General features: G+C 50.4%; 21 protein-coding genes. 13 read left to right on the forward strand and 8 right to left on the reverse strand.

Features of this window, described 5'->3' with window-relative positions; translation table 11 throughout:
• The first annotated feature begins 122 nt into the window (after window positions 1-122).
• The gene (locus tag AC0TOY_RS00730; RefSeq protein ID WP_023321974.1) at window positions 123-407 is read left to right on the forward strand and encodes a ribbon-helix-helix domain-containing protein; all 285 of its coding nucleotides are present in this window, start codon (window positions 123-125) and stop codon (window positions 405-407) included.
• A gap of 93 nt (window positions 408-500) precedes the next feature.
• On the opposite strand, the gene AC0TOY_RS00735 is transcribed toward AC0TOY_RS00730, so the two are convergent.
• From AC0TOY_RS00735 to AC0TOY_RS00750, 4 genes are all read right to left on the reverse strand, one after another.
• Entirely contained in the window at window positions 501-1,277 is a 777-nt protein-coding gene (locus tag AC0TOY_RS00735; protein WP_196106718.1) for a site-specific integrase, read from the reverse strand.
• The gene (locus AC0TOY_RS00740) at window positions 1,277-2,095 is read right to left on the reverse strand and encodes a hypothetical protein (protein WP_196106719.1); all 819 of its coding nucleotides are present in this window, start codon (window positions 2,093-2,095) and stop codon (window positions 1,277-1,279) included. The genes AC0TOY_RS00735 and AC0TOY_RS00740 overlap by 1 nt, the downstream gene beginning before the upstream one ends.
• A 67-nt stretch (window positions 2,096-2,162) precedes the next feature.
• Entirely contained in the window at window positions 2,163-2,474 is a 312-nt protein-coding gene (locus AC0TOY_RS00745) for a hypothetical protein (RefSeq protein WP_196106720.1), read from the reverse strand.
• A 38-nt stretch (window positions 2,475-2,512) separates the two neighbouring features.
• On the reverse strand, window positions 2,513-2,839 hold the full coding sequence (locus tag AC0TOY_RS00750; protein WP_196106721.1) for a hypothetical protein: 327 nt from the start codon (window positions 2,837-2,839) through the stop codon (window positions 2,513-2,515).
• Window positions 2,840-3,403: 564 nt separating this feature from the next.
• Between AC0TOY_RS00750 and AC0TOY_RS00755 the strand changes: the two genes are divergently transcribed.
• The 4 genes from AC0TOY_RS00755 to AC0TOY_RS00770 all read left to right on the forward strand — a co-directional run bounded on the left by AC0TOY_RS00755 (window position 3,404) and on the right by AC0TOY_RS00770 (window position 6,782).
• A complete protein-coding gene (locus AC0TOY_RS00755) occupies window positions 3,404-3,976 on the forward strand; it encodes a hypothetical protein (RefSeq protein WP_240152786.1) in 573 nt (190 codons plus the stop codon).
• Between the two features lie 156 nt (window positions 3,977-4,132).
• Window positions 4,133-4,837 (forward strand): IS6-like element IS26 family transposase, encoded by a 705-nt coding sequence (locus AC0TOY_RS00760; RefSeq protein WP_001067848.1) that lies wholly within the window; start codon window positions 4,133-4,135, stop codon window positions 4,835-4,837.
• Window positions 4,838-4,894: 57 nt separating this feature from the next.
• Window positions 4,895-6,118: a glutathione synthetase gene (locus tag AC0TOY_RS00765; protein ID WP_248241411.1), complete on the forward strand. Its 1,224-nt coding sequence runs from the start codon at window positions 4,895-4,897 to the stop codon at window positions 6,116-6,118.
• A 376-nt stretch (window positions 6,119-6,494) separates the two neighbouring features.
• Window positions 6,495-6,782, forward strand: a complete 288-nt coding sequence (locus AC0TOY_RS00770; RefSeq protein WP_196106686.1) for a thermonuclease family protein — start codon at window positions 6,495-6,497, stop codon at window positions 6,780-6,782.
• Here the strand turns inward: AC0TOY_RS00770 and AC0TOY_RS00775 are convergent.
• Window positions 6,749-7,420: an SOS response-associated peptidase family protein gene (locus AC0TOY_RS00775; RefSeq protein WP_196106687.1), complete on the reverse strand. Its 672-nt coding sequence runs from the start codon at window positions 7,418-7,420 to the stop codon at window positions 6,749-6,751. The genes AC0TOY_RS00770 and AC0TOY_RS00775 overlap by 34 nt on opposite strands.
• Before the next feature lie 155 nt (window positions 7,421-7,575).
• On the opposite strand from AC0TOY_RS00775, the gene AC0TOY_RS00780 reads away from it, so the two are divergent.
• Window positions 7,576-7,905, forward strand: a complete 330-nt coding sequence (locus AC0TOY_RS00780; RefSeq protein ID WP_047361365.1) for a hypothetical protein — start codon at window positions 7,576-7,578, stop codon at window positions 7,903-7,905.
• Here the strand turns inward: AC0TOY_RS00780 and AC0TOY_RS00785 are convergent.
• Both AC0TOY_RS00785 and AC0TOY_RS00790 read right to left on the reverse strand, forming a co-directional pair.
• A complete protein-coding gene (locus tag AC0TOY_RS00785; RefSeq protein WP_096989114.1) occupies window positions 7,880-8,683 on the reverse strand; it encodes a DUF4225 domain-containing protein in 804 nt (267 codons plus the stop codon). The two genes, AC0TOY_RS00780 and AC0TOY_RS00785, sit on opposite strands and share 26 nt — an antisense overlap.
• 266 nt (window positions 8,684-8,949) lie before the next feature.
• Window positions 8,950-9,450: a ProQ/FINO family protein gene (locus AC0TOY_RS00790; RefSeq protein WP_095453880.1), complete on the reverse strand. Its 501-nt coding sequence runs from the start codon at window positions 9,448-9,450 to the stop codon at window positions 8,950-8,952.
• Between the two features lie 217 nt (window positions 9,451-9,667).
• On the opposite strand from AC0TOY_RS00790, the gene AC0TOY_RS00795 reads away from it, so the two are divergent.
• Window positions 9,668-10,165, forward strand: coding sequence for a hypothetical protein (locus tag AC0TOY_RS00795; RefSeq protein ID WP_096989113.1), 498 nt, complete (start codon window positions 9,668-9,670; stop codon window positions 10,163-10,165).
• An 880-nt stretch (window positions 10,166-11,045) separates the two neighbouring features.
• On the opposite strand, the gene repA is transcribed toward AC0TOY_RS00795, so the two are convergent.
• A complete protein-coding gene (repA, locus tag AC0TOY_RS00800; RefSeq protein WP_043135439.1) occupies window positions 11,046-11,906 on the reverse strand; it encodes an incFII family plasmid replication initiator RepA in 861 nt (286 codons plus the stop codon).
• A gap of 786 nt (window positions 11,907-12,692) precedes the next feature.
• On the opposite strand from repA, the gene AC0TOY_RS00805 reads away from it, so the two are divergent.
• The 6 genes from AC0TOY_RS00805 to pilN all read left to right on the forward strand — a co-directional run bounded on the left by AC0TOY_RS00805 (window position 12,693) and on the right by pilN (window position 16,942).
• Window positions 12,693-13,247: a transcription termination/antitermination NusG family protein gene (locus AC0TOY_RS00805; protein WP_192984836.1), complete on the forward strand. Its 555-nt coding sequence runs from the start codon at window positions 12,693-12,695 to the stop codon at window positions 13,245-13,247.
• The gene (locus tag AC0TOY_RS00810) at window positions 13,234-13,446 is read left to right on the forward strand and encodes a TraR/DksA C4-type zinc finger protein (protein WP_196106688.1); all 213 of its coding nucleotides are present in this window, start codon (window positions 13,234-13,236) and stop codon (window positions 13,444-13,446) included. Before AC0TOY_RS00805 ends, AC0TOY_RS00810 begins: the two co-directional genes overlap by 14 nt.
• A 114-nt stretch (window positions 13,447-13,560) precedes the next feature.
• Window positions 13,561-13,803 carry a hypothetical protein gene (locus AC0TOY_RS00815; protein WP_052977953.1) on the forward strand — a complete coding sequence of 81 codons (243 nt, stop codon included), beginning with the start codon at window positions 13,561-13,563 and terminating at the stop codon, window positions 13,801-13,803.
• A complete protein-coding gene (locus AC0TOY_RS00820) occupies window positions 13,800-14,840 on the forward strand; it encodes a TcpQ domain-containing protein (RefSeq protein ID WP_248083240.1) in 1,041 nt (346 codons plus the stop codon). The genes AC0TOY_RS00815 and AC0TOY_RS00820 overlap by 4 nt, the downstream gene beginning before the upstream one ends.
• Before the next feature lie 9 nt (window positions 14,841-14,849).
• Window positions 14,850-15,278, forward strand: a complete 429-nt coding sequence (gene pilM, locus AC0TOY_RS00825; RefSeq protein ID WP_196106690.1) for a type IV pilus biogenesis protein PilM — start codon at window positions 14,850-14,852, stop codon at window positions 15,276-15,278.
• Between the two features lie 50 nt (window positions 15,279-15,328).
• The gene (gene pilN, locus AC0TOY_RS00830) at window positions 15,329-16,942 is read left to right on the forward strand and encodes a PilN family type IVB pilus formation outer membrane protein (protein WP_248083239.1); all 1,614 of its coding nucleotides are present in this window, start codon (window positions 15,329-15,331) and stop codon (window positions 16,940-16,942) included.
• Window positions 16,943-16,944: the final 2 nt, after the last annotated feature.

A 16,944-nucleotide genomic window follows, 5' to 3' on the forward strand; every position in this document is an offset into this window, starting at 1 on the left:
GAGCTGAAATTACGTTCGCATGAAAAGATTGCAGTGCAAGAGTTAGATGCTCTCATATCAATGCTATTTAAATAGTCAAATGCAATCAAAATGATATTAAAATAATGTTTAGGTGATATGAAATGGCAATCCAAAAAAAACCCAAAACTCAACCACCCGTTTCAAAGAATGATGCAGTAGAGAACTTTATAAACTCAGCACCTGATGCAAAAGTTCCCGCTTCGAAGGGAGTGGTAAAAGGAAAAAAACAGCAGATCACAATCACAATGGACCCTGAACTGATTCAGCGTATTGACGAGGCTGCTGCAGAGAACGGGCAATCGCGCGCTGCATTCATAAATATGTCTTGCATCAACATACTGGACTATGGTTTGCAAATTGCGGGCAAGAAGAAAATAAGCGAGTAGGTAACATCAAAAAACAATCAAAGAAATCTCCGTTTGATGTTGTTTTAATATTAAAACAACATCAGATTGAGGTGTTAGATACTTTCAGCTTTCTTAGATTTTTTTTAACAGCGCCACTGCCTCATCGCCAGGCATCTGGAACTGTACCCTGTGCCGTGCCGCCACATCGAGCGCAAACACCTTCGTATACACCTCCGTCGAGCTGATGCTCTTATGTCCCATTAAACTCTGGAGCACCTTGAGTGGTATACCGGCATACAGCATGTGCATGGCGTAGGAATGACGGAACGTGTGCGGTGTCACCGGCACGGAGAACGTCACCCCGTCGGCCGCAGCCGCTTCAACCGCTTCGCTGAGCCAGGTGCGGACCGTCCGATCGGTGATCTCCCAGATACGCGCCTTCTCGGTTCTGCCGCTTCGCTTGTTGCGTCGTTCAAGAGGTATTTTCAGCGTGGCCACCATCATCTCCAGCTGACCGACATAGTTCGCATCGGAAAGCGGAACCAGGCGATGCGCCTGACTGCCGGCAGGCGAGCGGCCGGCCGTTCGGGCCGCTTTCTCCGCCCGTTGCTTGAGTGTGGCCAGCTGCACGAACGGGTAGGGCGGAGTCAGAGAAAAATCACTCCGGGTCAGGGCCAGCGCCTCGTTAATGCGCGCGCCGGTGTTCCAGAGGGTGGCCAGCAACATCTTGCGGTGGAGATCGGGTACATAGTGGAGCAGGGCACTCACTTCCGGCGCCAGCAGATATTTCGGCAGTTCGTCCTGAACCAGTGCCATCTGACGCAGGGCCAGCGCCGCCGGATAGTCGATAGAAACTGGTAACTGAGCACCTGTGGCCGAATACCCTCCCAGGGTTACGAGTCCGGTCATCAGGATGATTCTCCGCCCGGGGATATGCGCAGTGCTGCCGCAATGATTTCCCGGTTTTCTTCGGTACGCGAGTTACCAAAATAGTCCACTTCCAGACGCAGGGAATGGTCTGCAGCCTCTATCAGGTCTGACACTTTCTGCAGGGCATTCTGTAGCTGCGGTGCCGATATCTTCCTTGGCACATCATGTTCATCCACGCCGTTACGGTGTACCAGGTCGTTACGCCAGTCAACGATGATACCCAGCGGCTCAGTTGGCCAGACGGGCGGAATATGAAGCACGGTCCCGAAATAGCGCTCAATGGTTTTCACATTATGAAACGTCATATTCGCAACAACATTCCTTGCCACAGGGCGGAACTTGGTAAGCTCCATCTCGCGGGCCGCCCGCTTCTCTTTCTTGTCTACCTTAGCAAAAGGTAAGTAATACTCTTCAAAGTATCTCTCGAGCGGCCAGTCCTCTTCCAGCAGAGCCCTGGCGCAGTACATCAGGTACGCCTCCATGACCGTCACGGCATGGACGAAAGACATCCTGTACACCAGTTCAGGCTGCTCTGTATCGAGCAGGGTATACAGCTCCTTCAACTCCTGCCTGGCGTGTCGGTAACGCTGATGAACATTGTTCAGGGAAGCCACAAACAGCCCGTGTTCATGATCCCACTGAGCCTGATCGGCGAGATACTCCTGTTCCCAGTAATACAGGTTAGCGGCCTGTTCCCATTCTTCTGAGCCGGGGACAACATCCGGATAATTTTCCGCAAGCCATTTATCAAATCGTTCAGATTCAATATCCATCATCTGGTCTTTCATGCTTCCCATAATGCCAGTACCCTTCAGTGTGGTTCTGTAAATGAAAAAATCCCGCCGATCATACTGACGCAGCGCCTCAACGTAACGGCTCAAAGGCCCGCATGGCGTCGGCCCTGGAGGCCAGTTCGGTACAGTCCCCGCACTGCGGGTCGATCTCTTCGTCAGTGGCCTCGTTATACCGCATACGCAGCCGCCATCCCGTCACGGGAGGAGCGTTCTGTATGGCCAGCACCATCCCTTCCGGTGACAGCAGTTCTCGGAGGGTGTAGCACGCGCCAATCCGGGTCGAATCCCGCAGCCACATCACAGGGTACTCACTGACCAGCTGGTCATACACACATTCCGGCGTATGGAAGTAATTCCCGTCCGCCCTGCATAAATCACACATAATCCTTCCTTTACTGAGAAATCCCGCCGGTCGGTACGTTAGTCAGGCTCGGTAAAAAATCTATCTCTATCTATAAAGAACTGCGCATTTTTAAGAAAGTTAGATGTGAGCAACTCTTTGTTTGTATCTTCATCGGGAAAATCCAGTGGACCATCTGGGATCTGATGCCAGACAGACAGGCTCCAGTCATCAGCCCCCCCTACCTGGAACGCCAGAATTCTTCCTCCAGCAGACCTGATAGTTGAGGATTGCCATAAATCTGGATATAGATCTGTGGAGCCCTCAAATACTGAACCAACATAAAACCACAGACTGTCATGTATCATTTGCAACCCAAATACAGCTTCCTTAAAAGTAAGGACCATTTTTAGTTCCTTATTAAATTATCTCGCCACGCAACCATAACGCACTCACCAACTGCTACATCTGACAGTCACACTCAGTGATTTTCCCATTCAGGCATCATTGCCTAAGTGATAATAAGCAGCCATATAGCCCCGCTATTAAATTACCGGAGAGCCGTTTCCGGCAGATCCGACTTTCTGGCGTACAGCGAATTTCCGGAAGTGTACCACGCACACGGAATAACCACACCGCCCTTTTCCGGTGGTGAGCGGGCGGTCGCGGGGCAGGGGGTAAACACTACATATGGCAGAAACTGCAGCAGACGACGTGGCATATCTTGTGTTTACGGGCCGCAGCGCGCCGGGGCGTTTTCGTTAGATCCGGAACAATGAGTTTTCGGATCCCGGGAAAAAAGGCGAGCCCTGCAGGGCATCAGCGATGCCGGAATGCAGGCAAATAAGACAGAAAGGTACCACCAATGAAAAGTGATGCATATTTTAAATACTGATGCATAACTGCAATACAAGACGTAAAATACATCAAATGTGATTATGGTGAGGAATATAAGCATAATGAATAATGGCATGAAAAAATCACAGGATGCGGCATTCTCCACCCTGACGGTGCGACATGTACCTGCTGACGTCGATGCGGCCATCACCGCCCAGGCAAAAGCCGCCGGCAAATCGAAAAGTGATTTTCTGCAGGCTTTTCTGTCGGCTGCGTTTGGGGATCTGATCGGTAATTTCTCACGAACCAGCGAGCTGGTCGCGCTGATGGATAAAGAGCTGGCCGCAGTCACCGGCCTGCCGCTCACGGATAACTGGTATGACGCTGGCCAGACACTCTCAGAAAACCGCGAATACTGCCGGCTGCTGAACATCGGCAGTGAGGCGGATCTGCAGCGTATCATGATGGGGGCCGTTCCCTGGCTTGCCCTGCGTGTACGTCAGCTTGAGACCGGCATTCCGCTGCTGCCACAGGGGATCTCGCTGACCTGTGCACTGTTCATCGAAGCTGCAGGGCATGAACTGCCGGCGCTGCAGCTGTTTCGCCGCCACCTGTTCTGGATGGCGGAAGAAAAGCAGTTTCGTGCCGACGTGGATGCCATCCGGGCCGCCCGCCTGCTGCCGCCACTGGCCTGGCCGGTATTCTGAAATCATAACGACGGTAATAGCCTTAAAAAAAGGAACTCCTGCCCGGTACTTTGTCCGCACAAGCCGGAGCCGGTACCAGGCAGCAGAAAATCTGGCACTGTTGCAAATAGTCGGTGGTGATAAACTTATCATCCCCTTTTGCTGATGGAGCTGCACATGAACCCATTCAAAGGCCGGCATTTTCAGCGTGACATCATTCTGTGGGCCGTACGCTGGTACTGCAAATACGGCATCAGTTACCGTGAGCTGCAGGAGATGCTGGCTGAACGCGGAGTGAATGTCGATCACTCCACGATTTACCGCTGGGTTCAGCGTTATGCGCCTGAAATGGAAAAACGGCTGCGCTGGTACTGGCGTAACCCTTCCGATCTTTGCCCGTGGCACATGGATGAAACCTACGTGAAGGTCAATGGCCGCTGGGCGTATCTGTACCGGGCCGTCGACAGCCGGGGCCGCACTGTCGATTTTTATCTCTCCTCCCGTCGTAACAGCAAAGCTGCATACCGGTTTCTGGGTAAAATCCTCAACAACGTGAAGAAGTGGCAGATCCCGCGATTCATCAACACGGATAAAGCGCCCGCCTATGGTCGCGCGCTTGCTCTGCTCAAACGCGAAGGCCGGTGCCCGTCTGACGTTGAACACCGACAGATTAAGTACCGGAACAACGTGATTGAATGCGATCATGGCAAACTGAAACGGATAATCGACGCCACGCTGGGATTTAAATCCATGAAGACGGCTTACGCCACCATCAAAGGTATTGAGGTGATGCGTGCACTACGCAAAGGCCAGGCCTCAGCATTTTATTATGGTGATCCCCTGGGCGAAATGCGCCTGGTAAGCAGAGTTTTTGAAATGTAAGGCCTTTGAATAAGACAAAAGGCTGCCTCATCGCTAACTTTGCAACAGTGCCATTTTTTGTACTCTGCGATTTATCCCATCAAGGCCGGGAATGCCTTCTTTTCAGCCCTCCTGAACATGCATCAACAAATCCATTCATCATCAAGGCATGCTCCTCGATTACCATTACTCATTATGCGTAGCGACTTTATGGATGATAATCGTGATGGGTTCAGGCTTATAGAGTTCAATGGTATAGCTGCAGGAATGGGGCCGTTTGGTCAGCGGATACATGATCTGCATCACTATCTACAACGGCAATGTCCCGCTGTCTTTTCTGATTTATCGAATCAGGCAACAGGGGCGCTTGTCGACAATCAAGCGATCGAAGGGTTATCAGCAGCGATTTGTCAGGCAACTTGCAGAATTAAGCAGGAGTTCGGAGACCCCGGCCCTGCCAGGTTCCTGATGATTGTGCAGGAGAATGAAAATAATGTGTTTGATCAACACTTGCTTGAGCTCGCCCTCCAGCAAAAAGGAATCGAAACGCATCGCAGGACTTTTCGTGAACTGCATAATCAATTGAGTACAGGCGCCGACAACAGGCTCATTCTCGAGGGTGTAGGCCCACTTGATACCGTCTACTTACGTGCCGGATATCAGTATTCTGATTATGAAGCATTCAATATCGATGAGCAGGAGTGTTGTCAGGCGCTGATGGCGACCCGAGTATTCATTGAGCAGCACCGGGTTGCAGTGAACGCCACAGTTGGCCAGCAACTGGCGACCAGCAAGCGAGTACAAATGCTGCTCTCGCAATTGGGTTACGACGAGTTTGTCGCATTTGGATTAACACTGCAGGAAGCTAAAATAGCAAAAACGATACTGGGTGAGATGTTACCCATCAGCCCGGATAGTATCAACCTTGCAAAAGAGTCTCCTTCGGAAACCTGGGTTCTCAAAAATCAGGGTGAAGGCGGGGGGCATTGTCTGTTTGGTGCGGATATCCTGACAAAACTGACGGAACTCACTCCACAACAATATCAGTCCTGGTCGCTGATGCGCCGTTTACACCCTCAGCCCCGAGCTATGCCCACCTTGATTGTGCGTAAAGGGGAGTTGCATAAGGTGAATGATTTGATAAGCGAACTTGGAATGTTCTCCGTGCAGACAGATAACAATCCCTCCAGTGCTGAGCACAGTTTTGCTGGATATCTAATTCGTAGCAAATCAGCTGAATCGACAGAGGGAGGGGTCCATAGTGGACAAGGTGTTTTAGACTCGCTGGTATACAGCGATTAGTCCCTTTCAAGGGGGCTGAAATCTGGTTATATGAAAGCATGCGGTAAGTGGTGTTTTAGCCCCAGTGGAGATGATGCTGTTTCTAGACTGAGTCGTAGTAAGCTAATAATAGTATTATAAATGAAGCCATGAGGGTATTTACAGGGCATATCTTATTAAGGGAACAACAGCAAAAACTGCTGCTATAAGAGGCTGCACCCAAAGTTCTTCAAGGTTCACATCATCGCTGCTGGGTCGATGCTGTTTCAGTTACGGGTCAATTTTCAATACCATTAGCTGTTCCTGTGACTACGGTCATTACGCGCTGTCGACATCAATTTGTACAGCAAACAGTCTTAGCGTGGGATATTTTCCGTTTTCCAAGCGGACCCCATCAATGGTGGCGCAGCGTAACGTAACCATCACGGGTGAAGAAACGGATCGCTACGGGCGGCGGCTGGGCACCGTGTGGCTTGGCGCGACGGATGTGAATGCCGCGCAGATCCGCAAAGGGCTGGCCTGGGTATACCGGTACCACGAAAAACCGACCCGGACTGACTACGCTCAGCTGGAAGCCGAAGCCCGCCGTCAGGGTATCGGGCTCTGGTCAGTTCCGGGTCAGACAGAACCATGGCGCTGGCGGAGCCATCATCAGGAGAGAGGTTCTGTCAGATACGCTCCCTGATTCCGCACGTTGCCGACCGCCGGGGAAACCGGATGCCAGGTGAATGCCTCAGCAGGCACCGCCCCCTGTCTGGCTGTCATGCCCGCCTCGTTACCACTGAGACTTTCGCGCAGCCAGTCCCGGGCGGCATCCGGCATCAGCACCAGAGGACGACGATCGTGGATATCGAGAAGCCCTTTGTCCGCAGCTGCCGTGACAATGACAAACCCTTCCCCGTCATCCCTCAGCCCAAACGGCCGCGCACCAATGGCAGCCATGAACACGGGCTGACCGTCCCTGCGGTAAATAAAATACGGCTGTTTTTTGTTCCCCTGGCGCACCCACTCGTACCATCCGTCAGCAAACACTACGGCGCGGCCGCGTTCCCACAGCGGACGAAACATACGTCCCTCAGCTGCTGTTTCAGCACGGGCATTAATCAGGGGCGCTTTGTGCCACCACGGCGGGGAATATCCCCACAGAACAGGATCGAGCTGCAGCTGGTCATTGCTTTCACTGAGCAACAGCACCCGGGTCCCCGGCGCCACGTTGTAGCGTCCGATAGGCTCCGGTACTGCAGAAAACCTGGCATCAACCTCACCGGCCAGATAAGCCAGGTATTCGGCGCGGGTCTGTGACTGAGAAAAACGTCCACACATAAGCGTTTCCTGCCGTTAAAGGGTAAGTATAGGAAAAATGGGATGCATGGATTGTTTAACGGCAACGGCACAACGATCCGGACAGGGAGGCAAAAGCAGGAAGGTACGGGACGTCTAAATAGTGTATTCTTTTTATCAGGTTAAAGGAGACGTGAATGACAGTGAAAAACCAGGAACTTATCGCGGCAGGATTCACCAGTAAGGATATCGAGCGAATCAAACGTCACCAGGCGACGGGGGACTCGCAGGAAAAGGTTCTGAAGGATCTGGCCGGCTATTTCCTGTCGGTAGCCTGGATCACCGGCGGGATGGCCATCATCACCCTGCTCACCGCGTTCTTTGGCAGCGCCAGCCATCTTATCTCCTGCGTGGTTGCCGTCGTCTTTCTGCTGATTGTGCTGCTTCTGGTGATGCCGGTCAGACTTGGCTATAAATCATGGAAGCTGATGAGATCACATATCAGCGATTCCGGTCATCACGGGTAAGGAGTTCCAGTACCACCTTTGCACTGACCCCCCATCCCAGAACCTTCATCGTCAGTTTGCCCGGAGACATGGTTTCCACCTTGCGGTAATAGTCTCCGGGAAGATAACGGAAAAGACGCCAGGCCTCAGCTTTCCCGGTCAGACCAAACACACCATAAACGCTGGCTGCAAGCGTGGTTGCATTAAAGATCCCCAGGCCGACATCGCGGCTGAAGCCCATAAACTCCGCTACGGACATGGCACCGTCCGCAAGGATCCCCTCTGAAGCAGGTTCATTCAGGAACTGACGGGCAGCCTCCCGTGATACCGTATTAAGGGCATCACCGACCAGAACGGCACCGGCAAGCATACCAGCAGGCGTCATCGTTGCGATCATCACACCGCCAAACACAGCCTGAACGCCGGCGAGAACGACCTTAATCCCGGATATGAAGTATCCGACAATTTTATTCTGCTCTGTTACATACTGAATTTCAGCGTAGATCCGGGCATAACCGGTTTTCAGCATGCGCGACTGTTCAAGCAGGAACTCATTCTCAGCCCTGAGGTTCTTCAGGCAGGCAATGCATTCTTCATCGCTCCTTGCTCTTCTCGCCGCGTCAAACTGTTGCATGACAACCTGTCTTATTTCATCCACGAATTTCAGACGGGTCAGTGAATCACTGAGGTGCGTGGCCGCGACGGTATTTGCGGTATTCACAAGCTTACGGGCTTCCAGATTGATCATTGTATCAGCCCACTGACGCCGGCTCTGCCCGGGAAAAAGCGCGATATCCATTACACATTCCTTATCTGTCGTCAGGACGAAATAACATTTATCGACCAGAAGAAGTAATATGTCTTCCCCTCTGGCGTTACCGAAATCAATCCACCCGAGAACCTCACTGTAAACCAGACCGCTACGGTTAGTTACCAGCCATTCATCAGCTGTTCATTCGGCATATCCATGTTTCTGCACAGATTTAAACTTTACCAGAACTTAATGAAATACGTCAGGGCAGGGGAAGAAACTCGAGCTAAGTGGCCATAAACTAGAGCGAAATGTTACTTCGAGTTCATTGCTTTTCTCAGCTTTAGTATCTTTTCCCTGGCGCGTTCCCTGTGTTCATCGCTGATAAGATCCACCGGCTCACCATTAAGGTTAAAACGGTGAGTTCCTTCCACAACCGACATGACATAGCGCGCACTCTGGGTATATCTGACCAGATATTGCTTAATCTGCACCTCAGAGATTGGCAAATCACGCTCTCTGGCATCATTCACCATTGCTTCAGATATCTTGAGGGCCAGCGGCTTGTATTCAGAAAACAACAATGGCCAGAACTGGCTGAGCCTTTCCTGGGTCCTGGTATTTTTCTTGTAATTCCGTCTTGCGCTGCCGCGCAATTTTGCCGGAATATCCTCGCGCATTCCTGGGGGACAATGTAGTTTTTGAACGTCCACTTTCCCTACCTCAACAGGTTCGGCCGGAGCTTTAACCTTAAGCTCTTTCGGCTCAATAATAATGCGCCGACGTTTTTTAATGATGATGGTGGTATCGGCCATGGCTTTACCTCTGCTGGGATCATTCTGCACGGGCAAGTACAGAAGGATTAAGTACCGGTTAAAAGACAACAACTACTCAAATTATAGTCTATTTTCAAAGGGTTAACTATGCCCAGGGCTGAAAATCAAGCAAAAACATGCTCACATTTTATTAGCAATATCAGCTACTTAAAAGGTTGCTCGAGGGTTTACAATATTAGGAATATTCTTTTGCGCAGTGCCGGAAACGGCGGCAAAAATCCTGTGCATCAGCCAACATAAGAACCGGAAAATGACGCTCCTGAATCACGAAACTCGGTACTATCTGGAAGTGACCACGTTGCTCAAAGAAGACATTGATGATTATAACTTCTATTGTCGCAGCAATAATGTGCCCAGCATTACCATATGGCGTTCAGTAAGTTACAGAAGATTTGATGTCGTATGTTCCTGGGAACATCTTGAACATAAAAATCATGAAGTCGTTTGCCACCCACTGTTCGGGCCATGTATAACCGCATACGCAGAAAAGCAGCTGAAAAAAATGATAAACCAGCATGACTGGCGCGGGCCGACCCCTCCTACCCTGGAACTCTCAAAGTGTCGCCAGCTGGTGACCTTCAGGTTGATTCAGAATATAGAATGCGCACGCAAGCTGGCAATCGACAGTTACCTGTTTATTACCTGCCTCATGGAGGAAGTACGAAATCTTCAGGAAGGGGAGCGGATTCTATGATGCGCGTTAGCGCATGTAAGGCGCTAGGAAGAGTTTCATAATAAACAACAGTCAGAGGCGCCGATACCCGGCGCAGCCGGCTACTGTTTTGATAGATTCCGCCAATCGGTCCCTTCGCCCTGCAAAGCCATACCCGCTAAAAGCTACGCAGAAGCTGCTGTAAGCGGTCGGAGTGAGCACGTCAAGGGTTTACCCGCTGACGGGCTGTATCTCCGCGTTAGCGCCGTCAGGCGCTTACGAGCGCACTACTTTCTTACCTCTCGCGATATAACCTCCAGCGCGCAGATGACTAGTTACAACATCCATCATTAAAAGCGACGTTGTTCCGGGCCTTCGGCCCGGGGCGGCCTCGCTTTTCAGTGGTGGGTTCCGGCTCAGAAATTACAGATTTGCACCCGCGCAGTTCAAAAACTCAAATAGTATGTTGTAACTGGGCCGTCTGGGGCCCGCCGCTTTGCGGTGGGAGGTAGCTTTGAAATCTGAGCGGCGCGACCGTAGGTCGCTGCAAGTGAAGTCATTCTTGAGTCTGGCCACAGGGCAGACGACGAACAGGTTATGTTTTTATATGAAGTATTTATATGTCTTTAACAGAGAGTACAGAGCAGGGGTTTAAAAGGATCTACGCACTTTAAAACATGAACGTTTAGCGCTTTAGAACCATATCGAGTTTAACTTAATGGAACGGTCCCTTGCAGTTATGTGGGGACAATTCATTTTGGCGTTCTGTGACATCATCCAGGGGGCATAATTTGTCGGTTTTGATGATACTGAAGGGCCTGGTTCCGGCGCCTTGCATATCGCAATGTACATTAAATGTACGATGGTTTTTGACTGACGTGAGTAATCCTCCGGCGCCAGCCGGATAGCGTATAGGTAAGGCTCAAGTTGTGGTGGCCAGGCGGGTGTGATTATTACCGCGGGACATCAGCATTCGCTCTTTGACACGCCGCGATACTTCTCTGCGAACTGCATCATGATTACCGGTGAACCGTCCCTCAGCGATTTCACGCGTCAGTTGTTGCTTCACGATCGATTCAATATCACGGCGGGTGCGGGTAACGTCCTTGCGAGCACGCGCACGTTTCAGGCCGTGCAGCTTACGTTCCGACTGGTAGCTACGGAAACGTTCGCGAACATAACGCCATGCTCTGGCGATTAACTCATCCATTTCCAGCCGTGGCTTATTCTGCTTTTCACGCTGCTTATTTTCCCATTCAACGCGACTGCGCCGCGCAGCTGCAACAGCAACATCTGAAACATCAAGAGCAGAGAACAGCGCCGGCGTGAACGTTATGTCCGTAGGAATATTGCAACCGATCTGCGGATCATATTCAGTCTGATACGTGATGAGCCCCAGTTCCGCCATAAAGCGCAGCGCCCGGGTAGCCCGGGTAATGGATAGGTTACCCTTTTTAGATTCGGTGGCCAGACCGCACTCAATGGCAAGGTTTGTAATTGAACGCTGAACACGGTTGGCCAGCGGATCGTAGTGAAAACATAATCCCTGGAGTAACGCATCTATGGCGCGCCGGCGAAGCACTGGCGGCATCCTGCGACGAAGCCCTAAGGAGCGCATAAATGCGACGTGCATAGAAAAATCAAAACGGGACGTAAAGTCAGCAGATTTTTCCATCAGCTTACGGCAGAACGGCAAAGTTTTCTTGCCTTCACGTGGCGTAAATTCAGGATTCGGGTTCCGGACCTGCAGATATTGCGAGACCAGAGTTGGAGAGTTAGCCACCGCACCCTGCACTTATGACTGGCGCGGTTAAAATGAGTTGAAATGGGCAACACATAAGATATAATTCTTCCTAGGTTATACCTATCGATACCCTCTTGTTCTACGACGGCCGGTCAAAGCGACAGTAGAACAGAGGGTTTTCACTTTCTGAGGCTTCGTTCACCTCTTCTGCCGCTGATATTACCCCATCTTTTCTAAGTTGCAAATCCTAAGATCTTCTAAGATCTCGTTTTCTTGTCAACGCGATGTGATCTCCTTCACACCAATTTTTAGCACAACGCTTACTGCCCCCCTGGCACTGTCAATGCGTATTAATCCTAATAACCCCCTTAAATGTTCAAAAAACACTCAATTAATCAACTTTTTTGTAAACGTCACCTGATCAAAAAACAAACACCGCCACGATCTTTTATTCTGCTCATTGGATCTAACGCAGGAGAAATGATCGAGGTGAGCAAAAACAACGATCATTTATTCTGATTACTCTGCATGTTATCCACAGGGCAGTGTTATTACGCTGTTTTGCAGGATGTTTACAGCGTTAAATATTGAGGTTATAAAGCAACACAATATGACTGAGCCATAAAGGCAACCAACCAGTCTGGCTTTACTGAACTTTGTTCCTTCGGGGAAGAGTGAGCACGCCTCTTCTAATCAAACTGCAGGTACAAATATCAGTAAGGTAATGTTCATTGTGAACGCCTTTCTTTCTTGGCCACTTATCCCACGGTCAAGAAATGGCGGAGCTTGCAAAATAATCCATACCTCTAATGCGAGACACTTATCATGGAAGCGTGGTATCTGCTTTGCTACCAACCGGGCAAGGGAAATTTGTACAAGGCGCAATTAAGCCTCGACAGAAAAAACATCAATTTCTTTTGTCCTATGTTACGTACCTATCGGGAACGCAAAGACTGTAACAGTTTTAGAATGAGTGTTGAGCCATTGTTTAATGGCTACATATTTGTTGCGTTCGACCCTGAGATAATTCATCCGGCTAAAATCGAAACGGAATGTCCCGGTGTTAGTAAATTTGTACGCTACGGAAATGAAATAAAAAGCTTGCCGCCTCATGTTATTGAAAGCCTGATGGACCTTCCTTTTTGTACAGATGAACTCGACAGATACCGCCTGACGTCTTCATCGACAAAAACCCGTCCAAAGAGACCACCCAAAAAAACCAGACGACGCATGAACAATCCTCAAAAGGTCCAAAGCAGCCTCTACAGCAAAATCAGAGAGATTGTTGAGATCGACGAGGAGCCGTTACGTACGGCGATGTTCGTGGCATTTGCTGAAAGCCTGGCTGAGCAAAGGAGGAACGTTAATGGATATAATTGATCATCTTCAGGATGAAGAAGAATTTTTATTAAATCTAAAAATTGAATCTCGTCGCGCTAAACCGATTATGCCATCTGCAACTCATTGCCAGCGCTGTGATGCTGAAATACCAGAGACCCGACGGGAACTGGTTCCGGGAACTCAACTCTGCGTATACTGCCAGGCAGCAAATGAAAAACTACAAAAACACTTTCACTAATGCCCTTTAGTACCCTTGCTACTCTTGGCCAGCTTATGCTGGCCTCTTTTATTTCAACGCCCCCCTTTTATTTCTAAACAGACCTTCTTATGAAGGCTCATCTTTAGGCCCATCATGAAAAATAAATACCTAATGCACCGCGTTACACCAGAACGCAAAGATGAATTAAATGGCGTAGCTGTCGATCTTGGATATAAACAACGGCAGCCTATTACCGTCAGTGATGTTCTTAATGCGCTTATTGATATGTGCGTAACGGGTGCTGTAAACCGGGAAGATCTTACCAAACAGATCCTGGCCAACTTTGAGAAACCCAAATCAGCTCCAGGCCGGCGCGTCACAGGACAAAAATTATGAATAAGCCCATTACCTGTTTAATTCCCCTTTGCCTGACTGCGTGCCAGACCACTCACGTCAGTAGCCAGCCTGATGCCTTGAGTCTTGTCGATCAGCTGCTGGGCGCTCAGCTGGTAAAAATCCAAATCGAACAAAAAAGCCTCGCGCTTGCAAGTGGCCTAAATTTCCAGCCATTAAAAACGAGTCAGCCAGTTGCGGTACAGAAAGCACAGCTTACGCCTTCAGTTAAAAGCCTACCGGCGCCAAATAGCCTGCTTCCTAAACCAGTTATTGCTAACTCTCAACCGGCCAAAATCCCCAATGTCAGTTTCACCGGGGAGGCCAGCAGCCTTCCGGGCCTGGTGTCAAAGGCAGGGAACAAACAATCTCTGGATAATGCCCTGGGAGTAATCATCCCCTCAGGCTGGACAACGGTGAAGTCTGCTCGTTTAAAATCGGGCTTCAAAACTCTGGTTAGCTGGAGTGCGGGCGATCAATGGCCACATACGTTAAGCAAACTCGCGCGCGAAAATAAACTCCAGGTGACCATTCAATGGGCCTCTCGCCAGGTTCTGGTAGATTTGGCCGATACTCAGCAAGAAACAAAACCTGTGGTGTCTAATCCGTGGGCACAACCTAAATTACTGTCCACGCCGGCTACACCGGCCAAACCTGCCGATCCGGATAAATCCAAAGCTTCTCTGTTAACCACACAAAAGGCCAGTACCCAAAAGGCATCTTTACCACCCCCTCCGCCGACCAGGAAAATCTGGCGCGCAGAGACAGGTACAACCCTTAAAGACGCCATTTTCACCTGGGCTGCAGAAACAACCTGTGAGGCTAATCCTGGGAAAAAATGGACCGTAGCATGGGTAACAACCACGAACTATCGTATCGATGCGCCACTGCAGTTCAGCGGTACATGGCGGGACGCGCTTAATCAGGTATTCACGCTTTATCTGAAAGCCTCAGTACCTCTTTATGCCGGTACTAATACAGCCCAGTGCGTGCTTAAGGTTGATGATAAGCCGGTGGTGGATGATAAAACTGTGCGTTAAGGAGGCCAGATGGGCTACCTGATTTTGGCGATATTCACATCCTTATTACTGCTTGCATCTGGCTCCCTACAGCGTGATAACGCGACTTCAGAGGCAGCTTATACTCAGGGCACTATTAACCAGCAGGCAACAGATACCATGCGGTATCTGAACTCACTTGTTGACTACCTTTACCAACACCCAATTAGCGATGGTTCGGTTCCGGATGCGCAGCTGGGATTCACGCCCCCTGGCGTAAAAAATATCATTCAGAGCGGCCGTTTATGGGTCTATCAACCAAACCAGCACGGACTACTTCGCGCGCTGGCCACAGCCTCGTCTCAGTCGGCTTTCATCGGAACAGTGAAATCCCGCCGGCTGGTTGACCTAAGCGGTCTCGATATGCAGGTCTCCGTACCATCACAAATTCCAGACGACTATATCGTTTACCTCAACTAAAGTCCTTTTCCTCCAGGTTCTCCTGGCTTCCGACACGACGAGAAATCCTCATGAAACAACACTCCATGACCCGGGTGGCAATTGCTTTTGCCGCCCTCGGGCTGCTGGCTGGTTGCTCTAACCTTCAGCGAATCGACGAAACGCAAAATACAGCTGCAGCCGATTTTGATACGGCCAGCCGCAAGATGTCCGTCCCGCCCGGCACACAGCCAGTAAGCGAGATCTCAACTCAATGGATAAATCCGGTCCCACTAAATTCAAAAGGTGGTCAGGAGTTACTCCCTGGATGCTCTGTCACTCTCATGCGTCCGGGAGAGATCAGCCTCGCCGATGTAAGCGCGTTTATCACCCGTACTTGCCGGGTTCCGGTAGTCATTACGCCAGATGCTCGCTCGGCTGCAATGTCCGGAGGAGCGACGGAAAAGATATCAGGCCCAATACCGGCGCCAGTGCCTGCACCTGATGCAACGGGAATGATTCCGCTTAATCAGATGGGTGCAACTACATTGCCTAAGGCAGTAACCGGCACGGATGTTCTGAAAGGCGTTCACTGGCAGGGCGCACTTTCCGGACTGCTGGATCACGTTACGACTCGTTTAGGGCTTTCCTGGCGCTATGAGCAGGGCAGAATCGCTATTTTCTACCTGGACACCCGCTCGTTTCCCATAACGTTCCAGGATTCACAGAACTCGTTCTCATCCAAATCAGTGTACGGCACAACGTCATCGTCCGGGGAGGGCTCTTCTGGGGAGGGAAATACTTCTCAGACAACCACGACTGATATGAACACAAACCGCTATAAGGAGCTTGAAGCAACAGTTAAGTCGATGCTGACGCCAGAAACGGGAAGAATGTCCATAGCTGGCGGGATGCTAACCGTAACTGACACTCCGCGGGTTCTCACTGCAGTACAGCGTTATATTGAAGGACGTAATACTGAACTCACCCGCCAGGTTGTGCTGAGCGTGAAAGTGTGGTCGGTAACCAAGAAAAGGCAGGATCAGCTGGGTATCGACTGGGATGCCGTTTTCCGCTCTGGTAGCGTTGGCCTGTCACTGGGTAATGCGATGTCCGGAGTGGCCAACACGGCGATGACCGGCGGGTTATCCATTCTTGATGGAAAATTTGCTAACTCAAACGCCTTTATTCATGCCCTTTCTCAGCAGGCCAACGTTTCAGTTGTCACACAAAATACCAGCGCGACAACGAACCTCAACCCTGTCCGTGTACAGGTCATTACACAACAGGATTACATCAGTCGCGTCAGTACCGAAAATACCGCGAACGTTGGCTCAAGCACGTCTGTAGAGAAAGCAACCATCTCCACCGGCTTTAACATGACCATGCTGCCGTACATCATGCCGGCATCAGATCGTATGGAACTCCAGTATTCCATATCCATGAGCGACGACCCGGAAATGCAGCCAGAAAAAGTCGGGGACGTAACATTGAAGCTGCCAAAGACGAAAATGCATAACTTCGCTCAGAACGTCATCCTGAAATCTGGTCAGGCATTACTGCTCAGTGGTTATCTGCAGGCTAACAACACTGCAAATAAGCAGGGGGTAGGTTCTCCAGGCTTCTTTGGACTTGGCGGTGGTTATAACGCTGAGAAAGGAGACACGATACTCGTGATCGTCATTACGCCGACTCTGCTGGGGTAAAC

The sequence above is a fragment of the Enterobacter sp. PL_is379 genome, from assembly GCF_055817355.1.